Source organism: Nocardioides sp. LML1-1-1.1 (assembly GCF_040676175.1).
Lineage (GTDB): Bacteria > Actinomycetota > Actinomycetes > Propionibacteriales > Nocardioidaceae > Nocardioides.
Window position 1 is genome coordinate 489,263 of record NZ_JBEGHK010000002.1, and the last position, 24,466, is coordinate 513,728.

28 protein-coding genes are annotated in these 24,466 nt (G+C 73.2%); 10 read left to right on the top strand and 18 right to left on the bottom strand.

The features are described 5' to 3' along the window. Nucleotides 1-25 precede the first annotated feature (25 nt). The gene (locus MRBLML1_RS09040) at nt 26-553 is read left to right on the top strand and encodes a SigE family RNA polymerase sigma factor (RefSeq protein ID WP_364514524.1); all 528 of its coding nucleotides are present in this window, start codon (nt 26-28) and stop codon (nt 551-553) included. Further along, nucleotides 546-1,523 carry a hypothetical protein gene (locus MRBLML1_RS09045; RefSeq protein ID WP_364514527.1) on the top strand — a complete coding sequence of 326 codons (978 nt, stop codon included), beginning with the start codon at nt 546-548 and terminating at the stop codon, nt 1,521-1,523. The genes MRBLML1_RS09040 and MRBLML1_RS09045 overlap by 8 nt, the downstream gene beginning before the upstream one ends. On the opposite strand, the gene MRBLML1_RS09050 is transcribed toward MRBLML1_RS09045, so the two are convergent. Further along, complete coding sequence (locus MRBLML1_RS09050; RefSeq protein ID WP_364514530.1) at nt 1,513-2,769, bottom strand: oxygenase MpaB family protein; 1,257 nt, start codon at nt 2,767-2,769, stop codon at nt 1,513-1,515. The genes MRBLML1_RS09045 and MRBLML1_RS09050 overlap by 11 nt on opposite strands. A gap of 60 nt (nt 2,770-2,829) precedes the next feature. On the opposite strand from MRBLML1_RS09050, the gene MRBLML1_RS09055 reads away from it, so the two are divergent. Continuing rightward, the gene (locus tag MRBLML1_RS09055) at nt 2,830-3,423 is read left to right on the top strand and encodes a TetR/AcrR family transcriptional regulator (RefSeq protein WP_364514533.1); all 594 of its coding nucleotides are present in this window, start codon (nt 2,830-2,832) and stop codon (nt 3,421-3,423) included. A 188-nt stretch (nt 3,424-3,611) separates the two neighbouring features. Here MRBLML1_RS09055 and MRBLML1_RS09060 read toward each other — a convergent pair whose 3' ends face one another. Genes MRBLML1_RS09060 through mca form a run of 3 tightly spaced genes read right to left on the bottom strand, consistent with a single transcriptional unit; the run spans nt 3,612 to nt 5,413 of the window. Then, nucleotides 3,612-4,253 carry a LysE family translocator gene (locus tag MRBLML1_RS09060; RefSeq protein ID WP_364514536.1) on the bottom strand — a complete coding sequence of 214 codons (642 nt, stop codon included), beginning with the start codon at nt 4,251-4,253 and terminating at the stop codon, nt 3,612-3,614. 4 nt (nt 4,254-4,257) lie between these two features. Next, nucleotides 4,258-4,488 carry a hypothetical protein gene (locus tag MRBLML1_RS09065; protein WP_364514539.1) on the bottom strand — a complete coding sequence of 77 codons (231 nt, stop codon included), beginning with the start codon at nt 4,486-4,488 and terminating at the stop codon, nt 4,258-4,260. 25 nt (nt 4,489-4,513) lie between these two features. After that, entirely contained in the window at nt 4,514-5,413 is a 900-nt protein-coding gene (gene mca, locus MRBLML1_RS09070; RefSeq protein WP_364514542.1) for a mycothiol conjugate amidase Mca, read from the bottom strand. A 41-nt stretch (nt 5,414-5,454) separates the two neighbouring features. Here mca and MRBLML1_RS09075 point away from each other — a divergent pair, with 41 nt between their 5' ends. After that, nucleotides 5,455-5,865, top strand: coding sequence for a DUF4307 domain-containing protein (locus MRBLML1_RS09075; RefSeq protein ID WP_364514545.1), 411 nt, complete (start codon nt 5,455-5,457; stop codon nt 5,863-5,865). 57 nt (nt 5,866-5,922) lie between these two features. Then, the gene (gene greA / locus MRBLML1_RS09080) at nt 5,923-6,429 is read left to right on the top strand and encodes a transcription elongation factor GreA (protein WP_364514548.1); all 507 of its coding nucleotides are present in this window, start codon (nt 5,923-5,925) and stop codon (nt 6,427-6,429) included. On the opposite strand, the gene MRBLML1_RS09085 is transcribed toward greA, so the two are convergent. Both MRBLML1_RS09085 and MRBLML1_RS09090 read right to left on the bottom strand, forming a co-directional pair. After that, nucleotides 6,417-7,772, bottom strand: a complete 1,356-nt coding sequence (locus tag MRBLML1_RS09085) for an AI-2E family transporter (RefSeq protein WP_364514551.1) — start codon at nt 7,770-7,772, stop codon at nt 6,417-6,419. The genes greA and MRBLML1_RS09085 overlap by 13 nt on opposite strands. 22 nt (nt 7,773-7,794) lie before the next feature. Further along, a complete protein-coding gene (locus tag MRBLML1_RS09090) occupies nt 7,795-8,964 on the bottom strand; it encodes a cystathionine gamma-synthase (protein ID WP_364514554.1) in 1,170 nt (389 codons plus the stop codon). Between the two features lie 101 nt (nt 8,965-9,065). Between MRBLML1_RS09090 and MRBLML1_RS09095 the strand changes: the two genes are divergently transcribed. Then, on the top strand, nt 9,066-10,007 hold the full coding sequence (locus tag MRBLML1_RS09095) for a DUF5995 family protein (protein ID WP_364514557.1): 942 nt from the start codon (nt 9,066-9,068) through the stop codon (nt 10,005-10,007). Between the two features lie 31 nt (nt 10,008-10,038). Then, on the top strand, nt 10,039-10,683 hold the full coding sequence (gene msrA / locus MRBLML1_RS09100) for a peptide-methionine (S)-S-oxide reductase MsrA (protein ID WP_364514560.1): 645 nt from the start codon (nt 10,039-10,041) through the stop codon (nt 10,681-10,683). Between the two features lie 22 nt (nt 10,684-10,705). On the opposite strand, the gene MRBLML1_RS09105 is transcribed toward msrA, so the two are convergent. Together MRBLML1_RS09105 and MRBLML1_RS09110 are read right to left on the bottom strand one after the other, a co-directional pair. Continuing rightward, nucleotides 10,706-10,921: a hypothetical protein gene (locus MRBLML1_RS09105; RefSeq protein ID WP_364514563.1), complete on the bottom strand. Its 216-nt coding sequence runs from the start codon at nt 10,919-10,921 to the stop codon at nt 10,706-10,708. Next, nucleotides 10,918-12,183, bottom strand: a complete 1,266-nt coding sequence (locus MRBLML1_RS09110) for a low temperature requirement protein A (protein WP_364514566.1) — start codon at nt 12,181-12,183, stop codon at nt 10,918-10,920. The genes MRBLML1_RS09105 and MRBLML1_RS09110 overlap by 4 nt, the downstream gene beginning before the upstream one ends. Nucleotides 12,184-12,255: 72 nt before the next feature. On the opposite strand from MRBLML1_RS09110, the gene MRBLML1_RS09115 reads away from it, so the two are divergent. Both MRBLML1_RS09115 and MRBLML1_RS09120 read left to right on the top strand, forming a co-directional pair. Further along, on the top strand, nt 12,256-12,483 hold the full coding sequence (locus tag MRBLML1_RS09115; RefSeq protein ID WP_364514569.1) for a YiaA/YiaB family inner membrane protein: 228 nt from the start codon (nt 12,256-12,258) through the stop codon (nt 12,481-12,483). A 42-nt stretch (nt 12,484-12,525) separates the two neighbouring features. Further along, entirely contained in the window at nt 12,526-13,860 is a 1,335-nt protein-coding gene (locus MRBLML1_RS09120) for an ABC1 kinase family protein (protein WP_364514572.1), read from the top strand. On the opposite strand, the gene MRBLML1_RS09125 is transcribed toward MRBLML1_RS09120, so the two are convergent. From MRBLML1_RS09125 to MRBLML1_RS09150, 6 genes are read right to left on the bottom strand one after another with little or no spacing between them, the layout of a single operon-like run. Continuing rightward, on the bottom strand, nt 13,857-14,345 hold the full coding sequence (locus MRBLML1_RS09125; protein ID WP_364514575.1) for a DinB family protein: 489 nt from the start codon (nt 14,343-14,345) through the stop codon (nt 13,857-13,859). The genes MRBLML1_RS09120 and MRBLML1_RS09125 overlap by 4 nt on opposite strands. Next, nucleotides 14,342-15,070, bottom strand: a complete 729-nt coding sequence (locus MRBLML1_RS09130; protein ID WP_364514578.1) for a VOC family protein — start codon at nt 15,068-15,070, stop codon at nt 14,342-14,344. The genes MRBLML1_RS09125 and MRBLML1_RS09130 overlap by 4 nt, the downstream gene beginning before the upstream one ends. Continuing rightward, entirely contained in the window at nt 15,067-15,444 is a 378-nt protein-coding gene (locus MRBLML1_RS09135; RefSeq protein WP_364514581.1) for a pyridoxamine 5'-phosphate oxidase, read from the bottom strand. Before MRBLML1_RS09135 ends, MRBLML1_RS09130 begins: the two co-directional genes overlap by 4 nt. A gap of 16 nt (nt 15,445-15,460) precedes the next feature. Then, entirely contained in the window at nt 15,461-16,240 is a 780-nt protein-coding gene (locus tag MRBLML1_RS09140; protein ID WP_364514584.1) for a TSUP family transporter, read from the bottom strand. 50 nt (nt 16,241-16,290) lie between these two features. Beyond that, a complete protein-coding gene (locus MRBLML1_RS09145; protein WP_364514587.1) occupies nt 16,291-18,300 on the bottom strand; it encodes a vWA domain-containing protein in 2,010 nt (669 codons plus the stop codon). Continuing rightward, the gene (locus tag MRBLML1_RS09150) at nt 18,297-19,709 is read right to left on the bottom strand and encodes a magnesium chelatase (protein ID WP_364514589.1); all 1,413 of its coding nucleotides are present in this window, start codon (nt 19,707-19,709) and stop codon (nt 18,297-18,299) included. The genes MRBLML1_RS09145 and MRBLML1_RS09150 overlap by 4 nt, the downstream gene beginning before the upstream one ends. Nucleotides 19,710-19,763: 54 nt before the next feature. Here MRBLML1_RS09150 and MRBLML1_RS09155 point away from each other — a divergent pair, with 54 nt between their 5' ends. Next, complete coding sequence (locus tag MRBLML1_RS09155; RefSeq protein ID WP_364514591.1) at nt 19,764-20,594, top strand: adenylate/guanylate cyclase domain-containing protein; 831 nt, start codon at nt 19,764-19,766, stop codon at nt 20,592-20,594. Here the strand turns inward: MRBLML1_RS09155 and MRBLML1_RS09160 are convergent. Genes MRBLML1_RS09160 through MRBLML1_RS09175 form a run of 4 tightly spaced genes read right to left on the bottom strand, consistent with a single transcriptional unit; the run spans nt 20,591 to nt 24,442 of the window. After that, a complete protein-coding gene (locus MRBLML1_RS09160; protein ID WP_364514593.1) occupies nt 20,591-21,952 on the bottom strand; it encodes a serine hydrolase domain-containing protein in 1,362 nt (453 codons plus the stop codon). The two genes, MRBLML1_RS09155 and MRBLML1_RS09160, sit on opposite strands and share 4 nt — an antisense overlap. 8 nt (nt 21,953-21,960) lie before the next feature. Beyond that, a complete protein-coding gene (locus MRBLML1_RS09165) occupies nt 21,961-23,145 on the bottom strand; it encodes a lipid-transfer protein (protein ID WP_364514596.1) in 1,185 nt (394 codons plus the stop codon). Then, nucleotides 23,142-23,579, bottom strand: a complete 438-nt coding sequence (locus tag MRBLML1_RS09170) for a Zn-ribbon domain-containing OB-fold protein (protein ID WP_364514599.1) — start codon at nt 23,577-23,579, stop codon at nt 23,142-23,144. The genes MRBLML1_RS09165 and MRBLML1_RS09170 overlap by 4 nt, the downstream gene beginning before the upstream one ends. Nucleotides 23,580-23,611: 32 nt before the next feature. Further along, nucleotides 23,612-24,442 (bottom strand): esterase/lipase family protein, encoded by an 831-nt coding sequence (locus MRBLML1_RS09175; protein ID WP_364514602.1) that lies wholly within the window; start codon nt 24,440-24,442, stop codon nt 23,612-23,614. Nucleotides 24,443-24,466 lie beyond the last annotated feature (24 nt).

The following is a 24,466-nucleotide window of genomic DNA, read 5'->3' on the forward strand; positions in this document are numbered from 1 at the left end:
CGTCCTCCCTCCGGGAGGTGCGTGCATGCACGAGGCTGGGGCCGTGCTCGGGAGTGCGGAGGGGACGGCCGGCGTCCCACCCTTCGAGGAGTACGTCGCCGCGCGCAGCCCCGCGCTGTGGCGCAGCGCCTGGCTGCTGACCGGCGACCGGCACCGCGCCGAGGACCTGGTCCAGACCGCCTTGATGAAGTGCTGGCGGCGCTGGCACCGGATCGAGGACCCCGGCGCCATCGAGGCCTACGTGCGCCGGACCATGGTGACGACGTACACCGACTGGCGGCGGCGGCGGTGGAACGGCGAGGTGCCCACCGAGCGGATGCCCGACGGGGTGGTCGACCCACCCGACCTCGGCGTACGACGCGACGTGCTGGCCGCGCTCGCCACGCTCCCCCGCGGGCAGCGGGCCGTCGTGGTGCTGCGCTACTTCGACGACCTCACCGAGACCCAGACCGCCGCGACCCTCGGGATCAGCGTCGGCACCGTGAAGAGCCAGTCCGCGCGCGCCCTGCGCGCGCTCCGCACCTCGGGACTCCTGGAGGCGAGCGATGAGTGAACGACTGCACGACCTGCTCCGGGAGGCCGTCCCCGACGACGCCCCCAGCCTCGACCCGCGCGCCGTCGTGGCCGCCGCCCGGCGGGCCCGCCGACGGGGCCGGGCGCTGACCGGGGCGGTCGTGGCCCTGGTGCTGGTGGCCGGCGGCGCCCTCGCCACGACGGTGGGCCGCGACCGGTCCGACCACGTCGCCGACGACTCCGCCCCCGACCCGTACGGCGCGCCGACGTGCCCCGTCACCCTGCCCCCGCCCGGCACGGCCACCCCGACGCTCGACCTCGGCGACGTGGCCAGCGTGCGCCTGTGCCCGGACCTGTCGATGATCGACGACCAGGGGACGGCTCGCGCGGTGCTGTCCGGGATGGACGCGCTGGTGACCGGGATCGACGACCTCGGCGACCGGCTCGCCCGCCTCGACCGGTACGTCGTGCGCTGCGGGCCGGACTCGCCGGTGGACGAGCGCCAGGCCCTCCAGGTCGAGCACGCCGACGGTCGCACCGAGGTGGTGCCGATGCGCTCGTGCCTCCCCGTCCGGGTGGCCGGGCGGGAGGTCGATCCCGGAGCGATCGTCGACCGCTACCTGCTCGCGCTGCGGGCCCAGCGTGAGGCGCGGCCCAGCTCGCCCCCGCGACGGCGGCAGCCGGTCTGCGAGACCTCGCTGAAGGTGCCCACCCCCGCGCAGCCGGGTCGCGGACACCTCGTGGCCGCCGTGAAGTGCGGGCCGAACGGCGCCGGCACCGCGCTCGACGACGACCAGGTGGCCGCGCTCGACGAGGCCTGGCAGCGGCCCGGTGCGCTCGACGACGGCGACGGGTGCACGACCAGCCCGCTCTACCTGGGAGCGGTCACCGACCAGGGCGACCTGGTCGTGCTGGAGCAGAGCTCGTGCGGCGAGCTGGTCTGGCGTGGCGACCTCGACGAGTCGGCGACCCTGCCCACGAGCCTGCAGCGGCTCGGCGTCAGGGCGTGAGCGCGCCGACGTCCTCCCGCTCACCCTGGAAGTAGCTGTCCAGCAGCCACTGCGCCCGCCGGGTGCCCCAGCGCTCGAGCCGCTCCGCGCCGCCGGGCAGGCGACGCAGGACGCGGTAGCGCCAGGTGTTCAGCGCGACCAGGTAGGCGTGCGCCCACGGCGGGCGCATCGGCAGGCCGAGCTCGCGCATGCTCTCGGGGCCGAGGAAGACGGTGAGCATCGAGAGCAGGCGCTCGCGCTCGTAGCGGGCGCGAAGGCCCTGGAGCGGGCGCGGCCAGCCCGGGTAGTGGCGCTCCGCCTGGGCCGCGACGACCGCCTGTGCGAGCTGTGGGCCGGCCTCGGTGAGCGGGCCCTGCGCGAGCAGCACGTGGTAGTCGATGCGGTGCCGCTCCCACTCGTCGTCGACGAGGAAGTCCTCGTGGACGCCCATCAGCCAGCCGACGTAGCGCCACAGGTGCATGAGGGCGCGCGACTCCCGGCCGCTGATCGGCACGCCGAGCGCCCGGGAGCCGATGATCAGCACCCCGTCGAAGAGCCCGAGCGTGGAGGCCTGGTCGGCCTGGTTGATGGGCAGCCCCCACTGCTCGGTGTCCCAGCGGTCCTCGAACGTGGCGTTGACGAGGGCGTGCATCGCGCGCACGTGCACCGTCAGCCGCCAGCCCTCGCCGGTGACCGGGAGCAGCGAGCCGGGGTCGGTCAGCGCGGCGCCCCACTTCTGGGTCTCCGCGAGCCGGCGCCGGGTCTGGCCGCCGGTGAGGCCGCCGGTCGCGACGAGCAGGTCGGTCGGCCCGCCGAACCGGTAGCCACCGACGAGCGAGAGCTGGAGCAGCACGTCCTGGGCGTTCTGCCCGAGCCGGCGGAAGACCCGGGCCCCCTCCTCGACCTGGGCGCGGTCGACCCACGCGGGCTCGGCCTCGACCTCGGCGAAGAACGCCGCGAGCGCGGGCGGGGCGTCCGGGACGCTCGCGATCCCGTGGGCGAGCGCCTGGCGCAGCTGGCTCATCTCGACCTTGCCGGGCGTGCCCGCTCGCAACCGGATCGCGTCCGCGAGGCGTGCGCCGAGCTCGTCGCGCTCGGACATCGCCCGGCCGATCCGGTCCATCAGCGCCTCGTCGAGGTCCTTGACCCGGCCCACGACCTTGAGCGGGCGGCCCATGCGGCGGTTGCGGTCGGCGCCGGCCCGGAAGCGGCGAGGGTACGACGGCGCGGGCGACGTACCAGGGGTGGCGGCGAGGTCTGCGGTCATGCCATCATCGTGACGCGAGTTATCACTCGCATTCAACTCGCGAACCACCGAGGGGCCCCGATGCGCAAGTCTCCCCAGCAGGCCCGCTCCCGCGACATGGTCGAGCGGATCGTCGGCGCCGGGCGCGAGGTCCTCGTCGCCTCCGGCTACGACGCCTTCTCCACCAACCGGGTCGCGGCCGCCGCCGGGGTGAGCCCGGGCTCGCTCTACCAGTACTTCCCCGACAAGGCCGCGATCCTCGACGTCGTCATCGACCGCTACTGGAGCGAGGTCGCCGAGAACGTCGCCGCCTCGCTCGCCGACCGGATCGGCGACCTCGGCCCGGCCATGGTCCGCGACACCGCCGACGCCCTGGTCGGCGCGCTGGAGGCGGACCCGGTCGTGCTGCGCGTGGTCGCCGAGGAGCTGCCGATCGGCCGCAACCGGGACCGCCGGGCCGCGCTGGAGCGGCGGGTGCGCGAGCTCGCCACCACGCTGCTCGCCGCGCGCCCGGAGTCCAGCAGCCGGCCCTCCCCCGCGGTGGCGGCGTGGGTCGTCGTACTGGCGGTGGAGAACCTGGCGCTGCGCTGGGTGCTCGACCAGCCTCCCGCGGTCAGCCGCGACCAGCTGCTCGACGAGATGGTCGCGCTGGTGGGCGGCTACCTCTCGGCGTGACTTGGGGTTTCCCACCCGCGAGTTGGCACTTCCCACCGTTGACTTGGCACTTCCCACCCGCGAGTTGGGGCTTTCCACCCTTGAGTTGGCACTTCCCACCGTCGCAGACCGCCACGTCGGCGGTGGGAAACCCCAACTCAACGGTGGGAAACCCCAACTCGGCGGTGGGAAACCCCCACTCGACCGGGTCAGTCGTGGTGGCCGGTCAGCGCCATGCCGACGCCGAGGCCGATCATGGACGTGCCGCCGATCGCGCCGAGCACGCTGCCGCGCCGCTCCGAGGCGACGAACCAGTCCCGGGCCCGGCCGGCGGCGAGCGCCCACGTGGTGTCGCACACCAGGCCGATCAGGACGGCGAGCGTGCCGAGCTCCAGCATCTGCACCGGTACGGCGGCCGCGCCCGCCGTACGGTCGACGAAGGGCGGCAGCATGGCCGCGAAGATCAGGAAGCCCTTGGGGTTGCTCACCCCGACGACGAAGCCCTGCCGGAAGGCGCGCCGGCCAGCGACCGGGACGGCGCCCTCCGCGCCGAGGCGCAGCTCGCCGCGGTGGCGCAGCGCCTGGACGCCCAGCCAGACGAGGAACGCCGCGCCGGCCAGCTTGATGACGGTGAAGACCAGCTGCGACTCAGCGACGACCGCGCCCAGCCCGGCGCACACCAGCGCCATCACGCAGAACAGCCCCGCGGTGTTGCCGAGCACGCTCGCCAGCGCCACCCGCTGGCCGTAGGAGACCGCGCGGCCCACCACGAACACCACGCTCGGCCCGGGGATCACGATGAGCACCACCGCCGCGAGCCCGAACCCGAGCAGCTGGTCGAGCCCGATCATCGTGCTACTCGGGCTTGTCGGCGGGCTCGGGCTGGTCGCCGTAGACGCCTGCGTCCTTGGCCTTCTGCGCGGTGCGCAGGCTGCGGGTCAGGGCGAAGCCGATCACCACGACCGCGACGATCAGGCCGATGAAGATCCAGAACGCCGTCCAGCCGGCGACCACGTCGTTGTCCTCGGGCTTCTTGTCCTCGGCGAGGACGAGGGCGTTGACGACGGAGACGGAGAGGGCGTGCATGGCTCCAGTGTCGCAGGCCGCGCGCTCAGGCGTCCGGGGTGACCCCGGCGAACAGGTCGTCCTCCGGCAGCGACGACTCCACGTGGCTGGTCACCAGCTCGTAGTCCTCGGTCGGCCAGACGTTCTCCTGGATCTCGCGCGGCACCGCGAACCAGAAGCCGTCGGGGTCGATCTGGGTCGCGTGGGCCAGCAGCGCCTGGTCCCGTACGCCGAACCAGTCCGCGCACGGCACCTTCGTGGTGATCCGGGCGTCCCACTCGGGCTCCGGCTTCCACTCGCGCAGGCGCTCCTCCCACGGCGACTCCAGGCCGTGCGCGAGCATCGCCTCGTGCAGCGCCTCCATCCGGGGCCGGTTGAACGAGTGGTGGTAGTAGAGCTTCAGCGGCTGCCACGGCTCGCCCGCGTCGGGGAAGCGCTCGGGGTCGCCGGCGGCCTCGAAGGCCGCGACGCTCACCTCGTGGCAGCGGATGTGGTCGGGGTGGGGGTAGCCGCCGCGCTCGTCGTACGTCGTCATGACGTGGGGGCGGAACTCCCGCACCAGGCGCACCAGCCGCTCGGTCGCCTCCTCCAGCGGCACCAGCCCGAAGCAGCCCTCCGGCAGCGGCGGCTTCGGGTCGCCGTCGGGCCACCCGGAGTCGATGAAGCCCAGCCAGGACTGGCTGATGCCGAGGATGTCGCGGGCCCGCTCCATCTCCTGGCGGCGGACCTCGGTGATGTTCTCGAGGATCTCCGGCCGGTCCATCTTCGGGTTCAGGATCGAGCCCCGCTCACCGCCGGTGCAGGTCACCACGCGCACGTCGGCGCCCTCGGCGACGTACCGCGCGGTGGACGCGGCACCCTTGCTCGACTCGTCGTCGGGGTGGGCGTGGACGTGCATCAACCGCAGCCCGGAGCGGTCGACCAGGGGCGCGTGCGAGGAGGGCATGCCGCCCATCGTAGAAAAAGCCATCGTGGGACCATGAACCGGTGAGCACGACCGACGATTCCCTGGCCGCGCGGTACGGCGCCCCCTCACGCGTACGACGCGTCGGGCGCCTCGCGCTGGCGGTGGGCGTCGTGGTCGCCTTCCTGGGCTGGCTGGGCTGGGCGATCCTCTTCCACTCCAACCCGGAGATCTCCTCGGAGGAGATCGGGCACGAGATCATCGACGACCACACCGCCACGATCCAGGTCCGCATCCAGATGGACGAGGACCTGAAGGACCCGAGGTGCTCGCTGCGGGCGATCTCGCACGACAAGGCCGTGGTGGGCGAGACGACGTACGTCCCCGACCCGGGCAAGGGCCAGGTGCAGGACATCGAGGTGCGCACCGACCGCCGTGCCACCACCGTGGAGTGGCTCGGCTGCAAAGCCGACGGACAGCCGCGCTACCGCTAAACTGATCCGTTCATGTACCTGCGGGTACGCGACGAGCAGCACAGGAGTTCTTCTTTCATGTCTCAGACCGAGCAGACCAGCGGCAACACCGTCTGGCTGACCCAGGACGCCTACGACAAGCTCAAGGCGGAGCTGGACCAGCTCAAGGGCCCGCGCCGTGCCGAGATCGTGGCCGAGATCAGCGCGGCCCGCGACGAGGGCGACCTGAAGGAGAACGGCGGCTACCACGCCGCGCGCGAGGAGCAGGGCAAGAACGAGGCCAAGATCCTCCAGCTCGAGGACATGCTCCGCCGCGCCGAGATCGGCGAGACCCCGCCGGACGACGGCGTCGTCGAGCCGGGCATGGTCGTCACCTACAAGTTCGAGGGCGATGACGACGACGAGGCGGAGAGCTTCCTGCTCGGCGCCCGCGAGATCGAGCCCGAGGGACTCACCGTCTACTCCCCGCAGTCGCCGCTCGGCCAGGCCATCAACGGCCGCAGCAAGGGTGAGACGGTCTCCTACGAGGTCAACGGCAAGTCGCAGACCGTCATCATCCTCGACGCACGGCCCTACACCGGCTGAGGTTCTTCCGCTGAGCCGCCGGTCCCCTCCTCGGGGGCCGGCGGCTCTTGCTCTTCCGCGGGCATCTCGGCCAGCTCCGCCAGGTGCAGCACCACGGCGTTCGCCGCCGCCGCGACCGGTACGGCGACCAGCGCGCCCGCCACGCCCGCGACCAGGACACCGCAGGCGATCGCCAGGATCACGCCGAGCGGGTGCACCGAGACCCAGCGGCCGAGCAGGAACGGCTGCAGGATGTGGCCCTCCAGCTGCTGCACGCCGATCACCACGGCGAGCATGAGCACGGCGGTCCACGGCCCCTGGTCGACGAGCGCGACCAGGATCGCCACGCTGCCGGCGATGGTGGCACCGATCATCGGCACGAAGGCGCCGAGGAAGACCAGCACGCCGATCGCGAGCACGAAGGGCACATCGAGGACGGCCGCGCCGATCGCGATCCCGGCCGCGTCGACGAGCGCCACCAGCACGGTGGCCCGGACGAACTGGACCAGCGAGATCCAGGCCACCCGGCCCGAGCTGTCGACCCGCTCGCGCGCGGCCCGCGGGGCGATCCGGACCAGCCAGGCCCAGATCCGGCCGCCGTCGGCGAGGAAGAAGTAGGTGGCGAACAGGGCGATGAAGAAGCCCGCGACGACGTGGCCGAGGGCCGCGCCGACCTCGGTGACCTGGGTGAGCACGTCACCGCCCTGGGAGCGCTCCTGGATGAACTTCTGTGCCTGCTCGATGTAGTGGTTGATCTGCGAGTCGCTGGCGTGCAGCGGCCCGTCGCGCAGCCAGTTGCGGATCTCCTGCAGGCCCTTGACCGCGGAGTCCGCGAGGTCCTGGGCGCCGTCGGCGACCTGGTTGCCGGCGAAGGTGAGCAGCGCGCCCACGACGACGAAGCCGGTGATCACGACGAGCAGCGCCGAGATCCCCCGTGGCACGCCGATCCGGGTCAGGAAGGTGACGAACGGTGCTGCCAGGGCGCTGATCAGCAGCGCGACGGCGATCGGCACGGTGACCACGGCGAAGTAGCCGATCAGCCACAGCAGCACGTAGCCCGCCGCGGCGATCAGCAGCAGCCGCCAGGCCCAGCCCGCGGCGAGGTCGAGCCCGAAGGGCACCTCGGCGCGGCGGAAGTTCGACGGGCCGGTGGCGAAGCCCGGCGCCACCTCGTGCCGCCGCTCCTCGCGCAGCTGCGACCACTGGTGCGCGAAGCGCCGGAACAGCCGCTCCTCGCGCTCGTCGGTGTCCGGCCCGGCCGGCGGGTCCTGCATCGCCTCGGGCTCGGGCTCCTCCCGCTCCGGCGTGGGCTGGGCCCGCAGGGGCTCGGTCGGGTCGGGCTCGGTGGGGCCGTCGCTGCTCACCTGCCCGACCCTAACCCCCGGATCAGCCGGTGACGGACAGGGCGCGGTCGAGATCGGCGAGCTGGTCCTCGGAGGTCTCGATGCCGACGCTGAGCCGGACCAGGTCCGCGGGGACCTCCAGGTCGGTGCCGGCGACGCTGGCGTGGGTCATCCGGCCGGGGTGCTCGATCAGCGACTCGACCCCACCCAGCGACTCACCCAGGGTGAACACCTCGGTCGCCGCGCAGATGGCGAGCGCCTGCTCCTCGCCGCCCTTGACGCGGAAGGACACCATGCCGCCGTACCGCTTCATCTGGCGCGCGGCCACCGCGTGCCCGGGGTGCTCGGCGAGACCGGGGTAGATCACCTGGCTCACGGCCGGGTGGCTGCCGAGGAACTCCGCGATCCTCTCCGCGTTGTCGCTGTGCCGCTCCATGCGCAGCGCGAGCGTCTTGAGGCCGCGCAGCACCAGCCAGGAGTCGAACGGGCCGGCCACGCCGCCGATGGAGTTCTGGTGGAAGGTGATCGTCTCGGCCAGCTCGGCGTCGTCGACCACGAGCGCGCCACCGACGACGTCGGAGTGCCCGCCGGCGTACTTGGTCGTCGAGTGAACGACGATGTCGGCGCCCAGCGCCAACGGCTGCTGGAGGTAGGAGGAGGCGAAGGTGTTGTCGACGACGAGGCGTGCGCCGGCGTCGTGCGCCACCGCGGCCAGCGCCTCGATGTCACCGATCGAGAGCAGCGGGTTGGTCGGCGTCTCCAGCCACACCAGCTTGGTGCGGCCGGGCTGGATGGCCGCCCGGACGGCGTCTGGGTCGGTCACCGGCGCCGGGCTGTGCTCCAGTCCCCAATTGGTCGCGACCTTGTCGAAGAGCCGGAAGGTGCCGCCGTAGGCGTCGTTCGGCAGGACCACGTGGTCGCCCGGGCGGCACAGCGCCCGGATCAGGGTGTCCTCGGCCGCGAGCCCGGAGGCGAAGGCGAAGCCGTGCGCGCCGCCCTCCAACGCCGCCAGCGTCGACTCCAGCGCGGTCCGGGTCGGGTTGGCCGAACGGCTGTACTCGTAGCCGTTGCGCAGCCCGCCGACGCCGTCCTGGGCGTACGTCGAGGTCGCGTAGATGGGCGGGATCACCGCACCGGTCGTGGGGTCGGGTCGGTAGCCGGCGTGGATGGCGCGGGTCTCGAACCCTGCTGCGTCGAGGTGGTTGTCGCTCACCGTTCGAGCCTACTCAGCCGGACCACCGAAGGTGGCCGGCCCTGCGGGCTTTCCACAGGTCCGCCTGCGTGACAACGCGAGCCCCCGCTCGTTTCTCTCGTGTGACCCGCCTCACCCGCGCCCTCGCCACCCTCGCCACCCTCGTCGCCACCGCCGCCACCGCGGCGCTGGCCGTGCCCGCCGCACCTGCCTCCGCGGTGCCCGGCGACCCGGACCCGCTGCGCGGGCTGCTGCTCCCGCCGGTCGACGCGCTGGTGGCGCTGCTCGCTCCGCTGCCGGTCCCGGCGACGCCGTACACCGGGAACGTGTGCGTCAGCGGCGCCGACGCCTGCATCGACGACGTGGTGGCCCGGATGGAGAGCCGGCTCGACGGGCTGGTGGCGAGCTGCTCGCACAGCGCGGTGTTCTCGCTGGCCTACCTGCGGGTGACCGAGAACGTGCGCGACGCGGTCCGCAGCGGCTACTTCGAGGACCGGGCCTGGCTGAACCGGGTCGACGCGGTGTTCGCGGAGATGTACTTCGACACGACCAGCAAGTGGGCTGCCGGGCAGCGCGCCGGACTGCCGAAGGCGTGGCAGATCGCGCTGCAGGCCGAGGACGACCGGGCGATGAGCGGGCTGGGGAACTTCCTGCTCGCGATGAACGCCCACATCAACAGCGACTTCCCGCACGTCCTCGCGACCGTCGGGCTGACCGGGCCGGACGGCAGCCACAAGGCCGACCACAACCGCTACAACAACCGGCTCGACACGCTGTACTCACCCGTCTTCGCCGAGGAGGCGGCCCGCTTCGACCCCACCTTCGACGACATCGACGCCGGCACCGCCGAGGAGACCGTCGCCGGGGTGATCATGCGCGGGTGGCGGGAGATGGTGTGGCGGCACGCGGAGGCACTGACCCTCGCCAGGACGCCCGCCCAGCGCACCCTCGTGGAGAAGGAGATCGAGGTCTACTCCGCCCTGCAGGCCCAGCTGATCCGCACGTTCTTCGTCGCCCGGCCCGCGCAGCGCGACGCCTGGTGCGCCACGCACGGTGCCGGCTGAGGGGACTTGCTCGCAGGGAGACAATGGAGGCATGTTCTCCCGCCGCAAGACCGAGCTGGTCGACCCCGCCGAGGCACTGCCCGGCCGCGCCACCCCCGCGTTCCCGCTCCCCGCGGAGCACGAGGTCCTGCACACCCCGCTCGTCACCGACGAGGTCCCCGACGGCCTCGAGGTCGCCGAGTTCGGCCTCGGCTGCTTCTGGGGCGCCGAGGAGATCTACTGGCAGGTGCCCGGGGTGTGGTCCACGTCGGTGGGCTACTCCGGCGGCACGACCCCGCACCCGACGTACGAGGAGGTGTGCAGCGGGCGCACCGGCCACACCGAGGCGGTGCGGATCGTCTTCGACCCCGCCAAGGTGTCGTACGCCGACCTCGTCAAGCAGTTCTTCGAGGTCCACGACCCCACCCAGGGCATGCGCCAGGGCAACGACATCGGCTCGCAGTACCGCTCCGCGATCTACTTCCACTCCCCCGAGCAGGAGACGACCGCACGCGAGCTGACGAAGATCTACGGCGACGAGCTGGCCCGGCGCGGGCTCGACCCGATCACCACGGAGATCGCGCCGGCGGGGGCGTACTACTACGCCGAGCCGCACCACCAGCAGTACCTGCACAAGGTGCCGCACGGCTACCGCTGCCACGCCAACACGGGCGTGGCCTTCCCCGCGACGGACTGAGCCGGAGGGTCCGCGCCTCGGGCTAGGCGCCGAGCACGGCCTGTGCGTCGACCGTGGCGTGCTCGTCCTCGATCGCGTCGGCCAGCTTGCGGACGTCGTCGTCGGAGAGGTCGACGCCGACCTCGTCCGCGCCCTTGCGCAGCTCCTCGGCCACGGTCCCCTCGGTGGCGCCGTCCTGCCACGAGGTGACGCGGTCGACGACGGCCTGGATCGCTTCGATGCGGTTCTGGTCGGTCATGGACCTGCGTTACCCGGCGGCGCCGGGGCGACACGGGCCTCCAGCCGGGCCTCCGCCACCACGTGCGCGAGCACGGCGACCAGGAGCATCCCCGTCAGCGCGGTGGCTCCCAGCTCCCCGCCCACGAGGCCGAGCACCAGCGGCAGCACCACCCCGGTGACCAGCCACACCAGCGACCAGCTCGGCCGGGTGCCGCGGGCGCCGAGCGCGGCGGCCAGGCCGATCACGAAGTACGCCGCCACGCAGGCGCACAGCAGCCAGCGCTGGTCGTCGCCGAGCGGCTCGTGGCCGTGCTCGACCACCCCGGCGAGCGCGACCGCCACGGCGGCGAGGAGCGCCGAGACGAGCCCGTGGACGCCGAGGGCGAAGCGGACCGGGAGGACGCCGGGGCGCAGGTGCGGGACGCCGGCGTAGCCGTAGCGCACCGAGAGCCCGAACAGCCCGGACAGCAGCGCGAAGGCGAGCCCACCGCTCAGGAGCAGCCCGCGCGCGGGCTCGGCCTCGGAGGCGGCGTGCACGACCTGGACCACGCCCTCGCCGAGCACGATGATGATGAACAACCCCATCCGCTCGGCCAGGTGCTCGGGCGAGCCGCTGACCGGCACCAGCCGGAAGCGGTCGAGCAGCTCCTGGGACCGGCCCTCGTCCCGACCGGGGCGCCGGGAGACCCGTCGCTCGACCTCGCGGTAGCGCTCCTCGGCCTTCTCCAGCATCTCGTCGCTGGAGACCATCACGACGCCGAGCGCGTCGATGGCGAGGCCGGCGACCCACAGCGCGATGACGACGTGCAGGTCGTCGACCCAGATCGAGACCAGCCAGGGCACGGTGCTGAGGCTCTGCTGCACGACGGGGAAGTCGAGGACCACCTGCCGGTCGAAGGCCTTGGAGCCGACGACCCGCACCGCGACGTACGCCGCCGCGAAGACCGTCATCTGCTCGGGCCGGTGCCCCTCGAGCACACCGTGGGCGATCCCGGGCACGCAGGCGGACATCACCCCGATCCCGAACATCCCGAGCAGCAGGCGCAGCGCGAGGGCCTGCTCGCCGCGGACGTTGCCGTAGAGCATGAACGACGTCCAGGCCATCCAGAACGCCAGGAACATGACCAGGTAGAGCCCCAGGCCCTCCAGCGACAGATCGCCGACCAGGACGTGTGCGAGCGCGGAGACGCCGGCGACGGCCACGAGGTCGAAGAACAGCTCGGGCCAGCTGGCGTGCACCTCGTGCTCGGCCTCGGCGGCCGCGGGCTCAGGGGTCGTCACGTGCCGCATGCTATGCCGGTTGAGTAGCCCGACTCAGGCACCGCCACCCCGCGACGCGACAACCTTCTCGGCATGACCAAGACGACCTACGCCTTCTACCTCCAGTCCGCGATCTCCTTCGCCGCCGCGCTGATCTTCATGGTCGGCGGCATCTACTTCCTCCCGGTCGACGGGTGGATCCGCGCCTTCCTCTGCCTGGGCGCCCTCTTCCTGGTGAACTCCTCCTTCGCCCTCGCCAAGTGCGTGCGCGACCAGCAGGAGCTGCGGGCCGGCGAGGTCCGCGTCGAGGCCTACCGGTGACACCGGACGCCACCGGCTTGCGGTCGCCGCGACAATGGACCCATGGCTGATCTCCCCCGCAAGGCGGCCGCGCGCACCGCGCGGCTCGCGGCGCTCCCGCTCGGGTACGCCGGCCGGACCGCCGTCGGGTTCGGCAAGCGGCTCGGCGGAGCCCCCGCCGAGGCGGTGATGAGCGAGATCCAGCAGCGCACCGCCGAGCAGCTCTTCCGCACCCTCGGGGAGCTCAAGGGCGGGGCGATGAAGTTCGGCCAGGCGCTCTCGGTGCTGGAGTCGGCGCTGCCGGAGGAGATGGCGGCGCCCTACCGCGAGCAGCTCACCAAGCTCCAGGACTCCGCTCCCCCGATGCCCACCCAGACCGTGCGCGACATCCTCGCCGAGGACCTGGGCGCGGCCTGGAAGGACCAGCTGACCTGGCTCGACGGGGCGCCCACGGCCGCCGCGTCGATCGGGCAGGTCCACGAGGGCCGGTGGCACGACGGCCGCCGGGTCGCGGTGAAGGTGCAGTACCCCAACGCGGGCGAGGCCCTGATGGCCGACCTGCGCACCCTGGCCCGGGCCGCCCGGGCGATCGGGCCACTCATCCCCGGCGTCGACATGAAGCCGCTGGTCGAGGAGGTCCAGGCCCGCGCGAAGGAGGAGCTGGACTATCAGCTCGAGGCCGAGGCCCAGCGCGAGTTCGCGGCGGCCTTCCGCGACGACCCCTTCATCGTCGTACCGGACGTCGTGGCAGTCGGCCCCCGGGTCCTGGTCACCGAGTGGCTCGACTCGGCGGGCTCGCTGGCGACGATCATCGCCAACGGCACGCAGGCCGAGCGCGACCACTACGGCGAGATCTTCACCCGGTTCCTGTTCAGCGGCCCCGCACGCACCGGGCTGCTGCACGCCGACCCGCACCCGGGCAACTTCCGGGTGATCCCGAACGAGGACGGCACGCCGGGGCGGATCGGCGTGCTCGACTACGGCGCCGTTGCGCGCCTGCCGCAGCGCGGGCTCCCCGAGCCGATGGGCCGGCTGATCACGCTGTGCGCGGCCGGCGACGGCGACGCGCTCATCCAGGGCCTGCGCGAGGAGGGCTTCCTCAAGGACCGGATCCGGATCGAGCCGCAGCTGCTGATGGACTACCTCTCGCCCTTCGTGGACCCCACGCTCGTGGAGCGCTTCCGGTTCAGCCGGGTGTGGATGCGCGAGCAGTTCCAGCGGATCAACAACCCGAAGGACCCGGCGTACACGGTGAGCATCAAGCTGAACCTGCCGCCGTCGTACGTGCTGATCCACCGGACCTGGCTCGGCGGGGTCGGCGTGCTCAGCCAGCTGGAGGCCGAGGCGCCGTTCCGGGCGCTGCTGCAGGAGTTCCTGCCCGGCTTCACGCCCGCCTAGAGGTCGGTCGCGCCGTCGATGCTCTCCCGGATGAGGTCGGCGTGCCCGCAGTGGCGGGCGTACTCCTCCAGCATGTGCAGCAGCAGCCAGCGCACCGTCGGCGGCTCGGAGGTACGACGTCGCCCGCGCGCGGCCCGCGCCTCCGGTCCGTCCACCGCGGCCAGGGCCGCGTCGGAGCGGGCCACGGCCGCCTCGAAGAGAGCGTGCAGCTCCTCCGGGCTGTCCTCGGCGGCACTGTCCCAGTCCCAGTCGCGGTTGCGCGCCCAGTCGACCGCCTCGAACGGCGGCGTGGGCGGCTGGTCCAGCAGGATCACGTGCAGCCAGAAGTCCTCGACGTAGGCGAGGTGCTTGAGCATCCCGCCCAGCGTCATCGTGGAGGGCGCGAGCCGCTGGGCGAGCTGGTCGGCGTCGAGCCCCGCGACCTGGCGCCGCAGCGTCGCCCGCTGCGCATCGAGGAAGGCGCGCAGGTCGGTCAGCTCGGTCATGCCGGGTCTCCGTCGGTCAGGCAGTAGGTGCGGCCCACCGGGTCGCTCAGGACCGTCCAGTGGGAGTGCTGGGCGAGCACCCGGGCGCCCAGCGCGAGGTGCCGCTCGGTCTCGGCGGCGCGGTCCGTCGTACCCCAGTCGAGGTGGGCGCGGGCCGGGCCGTCCTCCTCGTCGAGGCGCTGGACCAGCAGGCCGAGCGGCTGGCCCCCCGGCGCGTCGAAGACGCGGAACGCCTCGGAGATCGTCGACACTCGGTGCTCCCAGCCGGTGAGCGCCGCCCAGAACCTCCACTCCACGTCGTATGCCGCGCGGGGGACGTCGATGGCGACCTGGCGCACCCGCGAGGCCGACCCGTCGGCGTGGCTCGTCGCGGCGGGCCGGCGCGCCGCCGGGTGGTCCACGAAGCAGAACACCAGGCCGCCGGGCGAGGCGAGCACGACGTACCCCCGGTCGACGAGCTCGACCGCACCGGCCGTCACCGCCGCGTCCGCGGCCGCGCGCGGGTCGGTGACGTGCAGGTCCAGGTGCACCCGGTCCGGGCCGTGCCGGAGCCGCTGGACGCGCAGGAAGTCGTCGCCGTCGGGCGGCACCAGGGTCGCGAACTCACCGTCCTCGCCGCGCGGGGCCGAGATGGCGTAGCCGGTCGCGGCCTGCCAGAAGCCGACGCCCTCCTGGTGGTGCTCGGGCGCGCTGTCGAGGAAGGCGGAGACCCAGAACGGGCTCATCCGGTCACCGGCGCGCAGTCGTGGCCGCAGCCGTCGCCGGGCAGCGGGCCGTCGGCGTGCGCCGCCGGGCGGTGCAGCACCGCCGCGGTGGCCGTCACGACGACGTCCTCGCCCTCGACCGCGCCGGTGCCGTCGACGAGCAGCGTGTGGCCGTGCCGCTCGACGGGCGGGAGGACGACGGTGACCTCGGGGTTGGCGGCGAGGTTGGCCAGCGTGCCCCGGCCGGGGCCGGCGATCCGCAGCCGGCCGGCGTCGTCGACGACGGGGTCGACCGTGACGACCTTGACCCGGGGAGAGGCCGTGGTGAGGAGGTAGCCGCTGGCGAAGCCGGCGAGCGCGGTGCGGAGGTCGGCGGGGTCGACGGGGATGCTCACGTCAGGAGCCTACGGCTCACCAGAGCCCCAGCACACCGCCCCCGATCCGTACGACGAACGCGCTCACCACGAGGATGAAGAAGACCCGCACGAAGCGGGCCCCGCGGGCCACCGCGGTGCGCGCGCCGAGGTAGCCGCCGAGCAGGTTGCAGGCGCCCATCAGCAGGCCCACGTCCCACAGCACGGCGCCGCTGGGGACGAAGAGCAGCAGCGCGCCGAGGTTGGTGGCGAGGTTGGCCAGCCGCGCCTTGGCGCTGGCCTGCAGGAAGTCGTAGCCGAGCAGGCCGACCAGCGCGAAGACGAAGAAGCTGCCGGTGCCGGGGCCGAGGATGCCGTCGTAGAGGCCGATCACGAAGCCGACCGCCATCGCGGCCGCCAGGTGCCGGTGGCCGGAGAAGCGCAGCTCGGTGCCCTCGCCGAGGCGGGGGCGGAGCACGACGTACCCGCCGACGAGGACGAGGGCCACCAGCACGATCGGCTCGAACGCCTCGCGCGGGATCCGGGACGCGGCGAGCGCGCCCGTGAAGGCGCCGGCCAGGGCGAGCGCCATGAGGGGGACGAAGGTGCGCGGGTCGGGGCGGATCCGGCGGTAGTAGGTCGCCGAGCTCGCCGCCGTCCCGCACACCGCCGCGATCTTGTTGGTCGCCAGGACCTGCACCGGGGTGGCACCGGGCAGGGCGAGCAGGAGGGCCGGCAGCTGGACCAGCCCGCCCCCACCGACCACGGCGTCGACGAAGCCGGCCGTCACCGCGGCCAGGGCCAGGAGCGCGAGGACGCTCGGAGCGAGGTCGGACATCGTCGCGATTCTCGCGTCCGGCGGCCCGCGGAGGCCACTTCCGGCGGGCGTCAGCCCACCCAGAAGCCCCGCGAGCCGAAGAAGTCGCCGTAGGAGCCCGGACCACCGGAGCCTGGTCGCCCGCCCCGGCGCGAGCCGAGGTAGGACCCGACGACCGCGGCGCCGAGGTCGCCGGCCTCGGGGGCCACCACCGAGCCGTCCACCCGCCGGGCCATCGAGTCGATGAACCGGGCCAGTCCCGGGTCGTCGCCGAGCCGGAAGAAGGTGGTGTGGGCGCCGATCCGGCGGGCGTTGTCGAGCTCGCGGACGGCGAGCGCGATGGTCACCGGGTGCGGCGGGTAGGAGAAGAAGACCTCACCGCTCGACTCCAGGTGCGAGGTCGGCTCGCCGTCGGTCACGATGAGCAGGACCGGCTGGGCGTTGGGGTGCTTGCGGAAGTGGCGGTTGGCCAGCAGCAGCGCGTGGTGCAGGTTCGTGCCCTTTGCCCAGCGCGCGTCGAGGGCGGTCAGCTCCTCGATCCGCATGCTCTGGGCGTGCCGGCCGAAGCCGATCAGCTCCAGGCTGTCGCCGCGGAAGCGCTGCCCGATCAGGGTGTGCAGCGCGAGCGCGGTCTGCTTCATCGGCACCCAGCGCCCGTCCATCGCCATCGAGAACGACGTGTCGACGCACAGTGCCACCGCGGCCTGGGTGCGCGCCTCGGTCTCGGCGACCTCGACGTCGTCGATCGCGAGCAGGCGGCCCTCGGGATCGCCGGCCCGCCGCAGCACGCCGTTGAGGATGGTCCGCGGCAGGTCCCACGGCTCGGTGTCGCCGAACTCCCAGGCCCGGGTCGCGCCCGACAGGTCGCCGGCCGCACCGGCCTGGCGCAGGTCGCGCTGCCCCTGGCGCCCCGACATCTTCTCCGCGACGTCGCGCAGCAGGGCCTTGCCGAGCTGGCGCATGGCCTTGGGGGTGAGCCGGAGCTCGCCGTCGAAGCCGCGCTCCATCGCCCCGGACTCGCGCAGCGCCTGCTCGAGCTCCTGCAGGGTGCGGGCGTCGACGGCGGCCTCGTTGCCGAGCTGCTTGGCGAGCTTGTCGAGGTCGATGTCGTCGAGCCTCGCGCCGCCGTAGGACTGGGCGAGCTGGTCGGCGAGGCTGTCGAGGTCGGCGAGGTCCTGCAGGACGCCGGTGCCGTCGCCGAGGCCCAGCCCCTCGCCCCCGCCGAACTGCTCGGAGCCGCCCCAGTCCTCGCCCGGGCGCAGGCCCATGAGGTTCTGGTCCAGGCGCGCGAGCTGGTCCATCAGCGCGGGTGAGCCGAAGGCCTGCGCGGAGAGCTGCATCAGCTCGGCGCGCTGCTCCGGGCTCATCGAATTGAGCATCCGCTGTGCCGCCGCCGAGCGCTGGGCGAGCGCGTCGAGCAGCTCGTCGATGTCCTGCGGGTCCTCCGGGAAGTGCTGGCCGTGCTTGGCCATGAACTCCGCGAAGTCCTCGGGGGTGTCCGCGCCGCGGGCGTGCTTCTCCAGCAGGTCGTTGAGGTCGGAGAGCATCTCGTTGATCGCCTGCCGGTCCTCGTCGGTGGCGTTCTCCAGGGCCTGCTTCATGCCGGCGAAGCGCTGGTCCAGCAGCTCGCGGCCGAGCAGGTCCTTGATCTGCTCGAAGGCCTCGCGGGCCTCGCTCGACTGCCAGTCGTAGTCGCCGAGCTCGGTCACTGCAGCGGCCGGCGAGTCCGGCAGGTTCTCCATCCGCATCTCACGGAAGGCGCGGTCGCCGTCGTCCATCATCGCGTCGCGGGCCAGCTGCTTGCGCTCCTCCAGCACGGCCTTGTCGAGCAGCTCGCGCACCTCGTTGAGTGTGCCGTCGAGGTTGTGCTGCTGGAGCAGCTCACGGCGCCGCTCGGCGACCCGCCGGGCGAGGTCGTCGAGCCCGGCCTGGTCCTGGCCGCCGCGGCGCAGGAACTCCCGCATCGCCCGCTCGGGGCTGTAGCCGGCCATCACGTCCTCGCCGATGGCGTCCAGCGCCTCGGCGATGTCGACGGGCGGGGCGAGCGGGTCGCCGCCGTCGTAGCGGCGGTAGCGGCTCATCCGTAGACCGTCTCGGAACCGTCGCTGTCCTTGCCGATCCGGCGGGCGAGGAAGAGCCCCTCCAGGGAGAGCTCGATCGCGGCCGCGCGCTCACCGTCGGAGGCACCGCCACCGGGGCCGAAGACCCGCTCGCAGACCTGGTCGTAGAGGTCGGACTCGCCCAGCACGGGCAGCCCGGCGAGCACGTCGCGAGCGGTGACCGCGGCGCCGGTGGTGATCGTGGCGCCGTCCTCGACCGCCTCGACGAGCAGCGCGAAGTCGAGCCCGCGGAAACGCTCGCGGACGGTCTCGGCGGTCGCCGTGCGCAGCAGGTGGGTGAGGACCTCGGCCTCACGGCCCTCCTCGCCGGACTCGAACTCGATCTTCCCGCCCAGCACGTCGACCGCCGTCTCCAAGTCGACGACCCGGGCCACCGCCCGGTCCTCCCCCGCGATCGTCGCCCGCCGCAGCGCCGCCGCGGCGATCGTCTCGGCGCCCGCGATCGCGAACCGGGCGGAGACACCGGAGCGCTGGTCGACGGCGCTGGACTCGCGCAGGTTGCGGGTGAAGCGGGCGAGGATCTCGACCAGGAAGTCGGGCACGTCGACCTGCCCGTCCAGCAGGTCGGCCTCCTGGCGCACGACGGCGATCTCCGCGTCCAGGGCCCGCGGGTAGTGGGTGCGGATCTCGGCGCCGAAACGGTCCTTGAGCGGGGTGATGATGCGCCCGCGGTTGGTGTAGTCCTCCGGGTTGGCCGAGGCGACCACGAACACGTCGAGCGGCAGCCGCAGGACGTAGCCGCGGATCTGGATGTCGCGCTCCTCCATCACGTTGAGCATCGCGACCTGGATCCGCTCGGCGAGGTCGGGCAGCTCGTTGATGGCGACGATGCCGCGGTGCGAGCGCGGGATCAGGCCGAAGTGGATGGTCTCGGGGTCACCGAGGGAGCGGCCCTCGGCCACCTTCATCGGGTCGACGTCGCCGATCAGGTCGGCGACCGAGGTGTCCGGGGTGGCGAGCTTCTCGGCGTACCGCTCGTCGCGGTGGCGCCAGGACACCCGCAGGTCCTCGCCGTACGACGCCGCGGCGGCCTTCGACGCCACCGTGATCGGCTCGTAGGGGTGCTCCCCCAGCTCGGAGCCGGAGATGACGGGCGTCCACTCGTCGAGCAGCCCGACGAGCGAGCGCAGCAGCCGGGTCTTGCCCTGGCCGCGCTCGCCGAGCAGCACCAGGTCGTGGCCCGCGATGATCGCCCGCTCCAGCTGCGGGATCACCGTGTCCTGCAGGCCGTGCAGCCCGGGCCACGGGTCCTCGCCACGGGCGAGCTTGTCGAGGAGGTTGGCGCGCAGCTCGGCCCGCAGCGACTTCTGCTGGTGGCCGGAGGCGCGGAGGGCGCCGAGGGTGGAGATTCCGGGAGCCGAAGTGGTCACCGTCTCACGCTACTGCGCTCACACAACGGCTGTCGTCGCTCTACGCTTTCGATCGTGACGGCCGTGGCGATCGTGCTGGGAGCGCTCTGCGTGGCGCTCGTCGTGCTCGTCGTGCTGTTCGCCCGCGACCGGGCCCGGCTGCAGGCCGAGCTGGTCGCGCTGGGCGCGCACATCACCCAGCTGGAGTCCGACCTGGACGCCGCGCTGCGCCCGCCGCCGCCCTCGACCTCGGCCGAGCGGGCGATGCGCCGCATGCTGCGCACCGCCTCCCGGGTCCGCGAGCGCGGCATCGCCGGGCTGATCCAGAGCACGGTCGAGGACCTGCAGAGCTGGGCCACCGAGGAGCGCGCGGACATCCTCAACATGGCCGCCTCCGACGGCACGGTCACCTTGTTCTTCTCCGACATCGAAGACTCCACCCCGCTCAACGACCGGCTCGGCGACAGCACCTGGGTGAAGGTGCTCGCCGCGCACGACCGGGTGCTGCGCGCGCAGATCGAGAAGTACCGCGGCCAGGTGGTCAAGACCGCAGGCGATGGCTTCATGGTCGCCTTCCGCGACGCGGAGGCCGCCTGCCGGGCGGCGCTCGGCATCCAGCGCGACCTGCCGCGCGACCCGACGCTGCGCCGGCACGGCCCGATCCAGGTGCGGATCGGCATCCACACCGGCCAGGTGGTGGCGCGCGACGGCGACTACTTCGGGCGCAACGTCGCCATGGCGGCCCGCGTCGCCGACCTGGCCAAGGGCGGTGAGGTGCTCGCCAGCGACGCGGTCCGCGAGGCGCTGGACGACGACGCGGCCGTCGTGCTCGTCGAGCGGGACGCCGTCGAGCTGAAGGGCCTGCCCGGCGAGCACGTCGTGTGGGAGATCCTCCGCAAGTCCTAGACCCGGGGCGCGGCCCGCCCGCTGTGCAGGAAGCGGCCGCCCTCGACGAACTCCACCCGTCCGGCCGCGTCCCCGTTCGCGTCCACCCGGACGAACTGCTCGCCCGCCAGCCGCCGCAGCTCGACGGTCACCGGCGTGAGCACCTCGCCGGCGCGCGTCGCCGTCGCGACCGCCTCGTCGCGCTCGGTGCGGGTCAGCCAGAGCCGCCCGGCGGCATCCGTGGTGACCTCGGAGACCTCGTTGCGCAGCGCGTACCTCCCGACGTACGACGCCGGGTCGGCCCCGGTCGTCGCCGGCACCTCCGGCGGCCCCGGCAGCGTGACCAGGTCGTCGAGCAGCTCCGCGCACAGGATCGACACCAGCGCGGCCATCGCCCCACCGTTGACCAGCACGGCCACCGCCACCCCGGCGTCCGGGACGGTGCGCAGCATCGCGCCGCAGCCGATCGCGTCCCCGCCGTGCTCGGCGACCCCGGTGACCGGCAGCCGCCAGCCCAGCCCCTGCCGGGCGCCCTCGCTCGCCGGGACGGCGACGTGCGGGGTGCGCATCAGCCGGGCGCTCTCCCGCGACAGCAGGCGCAGCCCGCCCGGCCCGATCCCGTCGGCGAGGTGCATCCGGGCCAGCGCGACCAGCCCGCTCGCCGGCATCGCGAGCGTGTTGCCGGCCGCCGGGTTGGAGGCGGGCATCGGCGACCAGGTGCGCAACGGCCGCGCGGGCTGTCCGGCCCGGGCGTCCAGGTGGCCGATCGCGCTGCGGTGGGCCAGCGCCTCGCCGGCGTCGACGGCCAGGCCGCGCACGCCGAGCGGCTCGGCCAGGCGGCGGCGCAGCGCGGCGTCGTAGGACAGCCCGAGGGTCACCTCGACCAGCCGGCCGAGCACTCCCATCCCGGCGCTGCAGTAGGAGTACAGGTGCCCGGGCGGCAGGTGCTGCGGCGCGTTCGCGACGTGCTTGTCGACGAGCTCGCCGAGCCGGCGGCGGTCGTCGCGGACGTCGGGCCACAGGTCGCCCTCGAAGCCGCCGGTGTGGGTGAGCAGGTGGCGCACGGTGATCGCCGCGCTCTGCTCCTCGTCGGACGTGCGGAACCGCGGCAGGTGGCGGCGGACCGGGTCGTCGAGGGAGATCTTGCCCTCGTCGACGAGCTGGAGCACCAGGGTGGCGGTCCACAGCTTCGTCACCGACTGGACCTGGAAGGGCGAGTCCGGCGTCGTGGCCACCCCGGTGCGCAGGTTGACGACACCCGCGGCCGCCTCGACCACCTCGTCGTCGGCGAGCACCGCGACCGACGCCCCCGGGACGTCGTAGGTCGCCACCAGCTCGGCGAGCCGGCGCCCGAGACGGTGCGCGTCGAGACGTGCCATTCAGTCGATCATACGGAGAGCAGCACCGACGACCCGTGCCCGAAGAGTCCCTGGTTGGCGGTGATCCCGACCTTCGCGCCCTCGACCTGGCGCCCGGTCGCCTGTCCGCGCAGCTGCCAGGTGAGCTCGCAGACCTGCGCGATCGCCTGGGCCGGGACGGCCTCGCCGAAGCAGGCCAGTCCACCTGAGGGGTTGACCGGGATCCGGCCACCGATCGTGGTCTCGCCCGCGCGGAGCAGCACCTCGGCCTCCCCGCGCTTGCACAGCTGCAGGTCCTCGATCCAGTCGAGCTCCAGCGCGGTGGACAGGTCGTAGACCTCGGCGACGTCGACGTCCTCGGGCCCGATCCCCGCCTCGTCGTACGCCGCCTGGCCGATCGCCTCCTTGAACGTCCGCTCCGGCACGCCGGTCACCGCGGACGAGTCGGTCGACAGCAGCGGCATGTCGATCACCGTGTTGGGGAAGGTCGGGGTGACCGTGGAGACCGCCGCGACCCGCACCGGCTGCGCGATGCCGTGCTTGCGCGCGTACTCCTCGCTGCACAGCACCACGGCGGCGGCGCCGTCGGACGTCGCGCAGATGTCGAGCAGGTGCAGCGGGTCGGAGACCACCGGCGAGGCGAGCACGTCCGCGACGCTCGCCTCCTTGCGGAAGCGGGCGTTGGGGTTGGCCAGGCCGTGCCGGGCGTTCTTGACCTTCACCTGCGCGAAGTCCTCGTTGGTGGCGCCGTAGAGGTCCATCCGCCGGCGCGCGTAGAGCGCGAAGTACGCCGGGTTGGTCATGCCGAGCAGGCGGAAGCGGAGCCAGTCCGGGTCGTTCCAGCGCTCGCCGGCGTTCGGCGCGAGGAAGCCCTTGGGCGTGGTGTCCGCGCCGACGACCAGCGCCACCTCGGACAGCCCGGCCAGGATCCGCGCCCGGGCGGTGTCGATGGCCTGGGCACCGGTCGCGCAGGCGGCGTACGACGTCGCGATCCGCGCGCCGTTCCAGCCGAGCGCCTGGGCGAAGGTCGAGCCGGCGACGTAGCCGGCGTAGCCGTTGCGGACGGTCTCGCCGCCCACGACGAGGTCGACGTCGGACCACGCGATGCCGGCGTCGGACAGCGCGGCCCGGGCCGCGTGCACGCCGTACTCGGTGAAGTTGCGGCCCCACTTGCCCCACGGGTGCATGCCCACCCCGGCGATCGCGACGCTCATGCGGCCACCGGCTTCCAGCGGTAGATGGTGCGCTCGCCGGACTCGTCGGCGTTCAGCGTCTCCACGACCAGCTCGACCTCGGCGCCGACCCGCAGGTCCGCGACGCCGTAGCCGTCGGCGACCTGGCCGAGCACGACGAGGCCCTCGGGCAGTTCGACGGCGGCCAGCGCGAACGGCACGTAGGGCTCCGTGGCCGGGACGTACGGCGCCGGGGGCTGGTACTGCGCGTCGGTGTAGGACCACACCGTCCCGCGCCGGGCGAGCGGCACCGAGGTGTGCTCCTCCCCCGCGCAGGCGGGGTTGCGGCAGAAGGACACGGCGTCGTCCGCGACCGGCGGGAACACGACGTTGCTGCACGTGGTGCACCGGGAGGCGAGGAGCGTGGGCTCCGCGCCGGTGGTGAACCAGCCCTCGACGACCGGGGTGGCGCTCACGGAGCCTCCTGAACTAGAACGTGTTCTACACCCTAGCAAGGCGGCTGGTACGACGCGCGGGCCGGCCCGCTGTGCGTCAGCGCGTCCAGGGTGAGCGCGATGGTCGTGCGGTTGGTCGGCACGAGCAGGTGGTCGGCGATCGCGAGCGGGCACCTCGCCTGGATCGTGAGGTTGGTGGTCAGCGGGCCGGCGACGAGGTAGCCGGACGTGTGCGGGACGACCACCTCGTCGTACCGGGTGGTGATCTGGGTGTAGCTCACCGCGCCCGGCGTCTCGTCGCCCGCGTTGAGGTTCGCCAGGAACGCCGAGCCCCAGGCCTGCTGGTTGCAGGAGACGCAGACCGCGCCGGGCAGCAGGCCGGCGATCGGGTTGAGCGCCGGGATCAGCATCGTGCCGTGGTTGGACGGCGCGATGCCGACCAGGTCGTCGACGAAGGACGCGCCACCGAGGAGCTTGATGTAGTAGCGCGGCATCATCCCGCCCTGGGAGTGCCCGACCAGGGACACTCTGGCGGCGCCGGTGGCGGCGCGCACCTTGGCGACGTAGGCCTTCAGCTCCCCGGCCGAGGTCACGATGTCGCCGGTGCCCCGGTTGCCGTAGTCGAGGGAGAAGACGCAGAACCCCTGGGCCTTGATCGCCTTGGCGAGCGGCTCGAGCAGGTGGCGGCGGTCGCCGAAGGTGCCGTGCACGAGCACGACCGGCGTGGGCCGGGCCGCGGTCGGCCGGCAGGACCAGTCGTTGGTGCCCGGGATGTCGCCCTCGGGCGCGGTGGGCAGCGTCGGCAGGATCGTGTCGGCCCGCGCCGCTGGGGCCGCGGTGAGGACGCCGAGGACGACGAGCAGGGAGACCAGGAGGGAGCGCACGTCAGCATTCAACGCGCGAACGTG

Bases quoted from the DNA above. Each gene is read 5' to 3' on its own strand.
- MRBLML1_RS09040 (WP_364514524.1), top strand. From the start codon at position 26: ATGCACGAGGCTGGGGCCGTGCTCGGGAGTGCGGAGGGGACGGCCGGC.
- MRBLML1_RS09045 (WP_364514527.1), top strand. From the start codon at position 546: ATGAGTGAACGACTGCACGACCTGCTCCGGGAGGCCGTCCCCGACGAC.
- MRBLML1_RS09050 (WP_364514530.1), bottom strand. From the start codon at position 2,769: ATGACCGCAGACCTCGCCGCCACCCCTGGTACGTCGCCCGCGCCGTCG.
- MRBLML1_RS09055 (WP_364514533.1), top strand. From the start codon at position 2,830: ATGCGCAAGTCTCCCCAGCAGGCCCGCTCCCGCGACATGGTCGAGCGG.
- MRBLML1_RS09060 (WP_364514536.1), bottom strand. From the start codon at position 4,253: ATGATCGGGCTCGACCAGCTGCTCGGGTTCGGGCTCGCGGCGGTGGTG.
- MRBLML1_RS09065 (WP_364514539.1), bottom strand. From the start codon at position 4,488: ATGCACGCCCTCTCCGTCTCCGTCGTCAACGCCCTCGTCCTCGCCGAG.
- mca (WP_364514542.1), bottom strand. From the start codon at position 5,413: ATGCCCTCCTCGCACGCGCCCCTGGTCGACCGCTCCGGGCTGCGGTTG.
- greA (WP_364514548.1), top strand. From the start codon at position 5,923: ATGTCTCAGACCGAGCAGACCAGCGGCAACACCGTCTGGCTGACCCAG.
- msrA (WP_364514560.1), top strand. From the start codon at position 10,039: ATGTTCTCCCGCCGCAAGACCGAGCTGGTCGACCCCGCCGAGGCACTG.
- MRBLML1_RS09105 (WP_364514563.1), bottom strand. From the start codon at position 10,921: ATGACCGACCAGAACCGCATCGAAGCGATCCAGGCCGTCGTCGACCGC.
- MRBLML1_RS09115 (WP_364514569.1), top strand. From the start codon at position 12,256: ATGACCAAGACGACCTACGCCTTCTACCTCCAGTCCGCGATCTCCTTC.
- MRBLML1_RS09120 (WP_364514572.1), top strand. From the start codon at position 12,526: ATGGCTGATCTCCCCCGCAAGGCGGCCGCGCGCACCGCGCGGCTCGCG.
- MRBLML1_RS09125 (WP_364514575.1), bottom strand. From the start codon at position 14,345: ATGACCGAGCTGACCGACCTGCGCGCCTTCCTCGATGCGCAGCGGGCG.
- MRBLML1_RS09130 (WP_364514578.1), bottom strand. From the start codon at position 15,070: ATGAGCCCGTTCTGGGTCTCCGCCTTCCTCGACAGCGCGCCCGAGCAC.
- MRBLML1_RS09140 (WP_364514584.1), bottom strand. From the start codon at position 16,240: ATGTCCGACCTCGCTCCGAGCGTCCTCGCGCTCCTGGCCCTGGCCGCG.
- MRBLML1_RS09145 (WP_364514587.1), bottom strand. From the start codon at position 18,300: ATGAGCCGCTACCGCCGCTACGACGGCGGCGACCCGCTCGCCCCGCCC.
- MRBLML1_RS09160 (WP_364514593.1), bottom strand. From the start codon at position 21,952: ATGGCACGTCTCGACGCGCACCGTCTCGGGCGCCGGCTCGCCGAGCTG.
- MRBLML1_RS09165 (WP_364514596.1), bottom strand. From the start codon at position 23,145: ATGAGCGTCGCGATCGCCGGGGTGGGCATGCACCCGTGGGGCAAGTGG.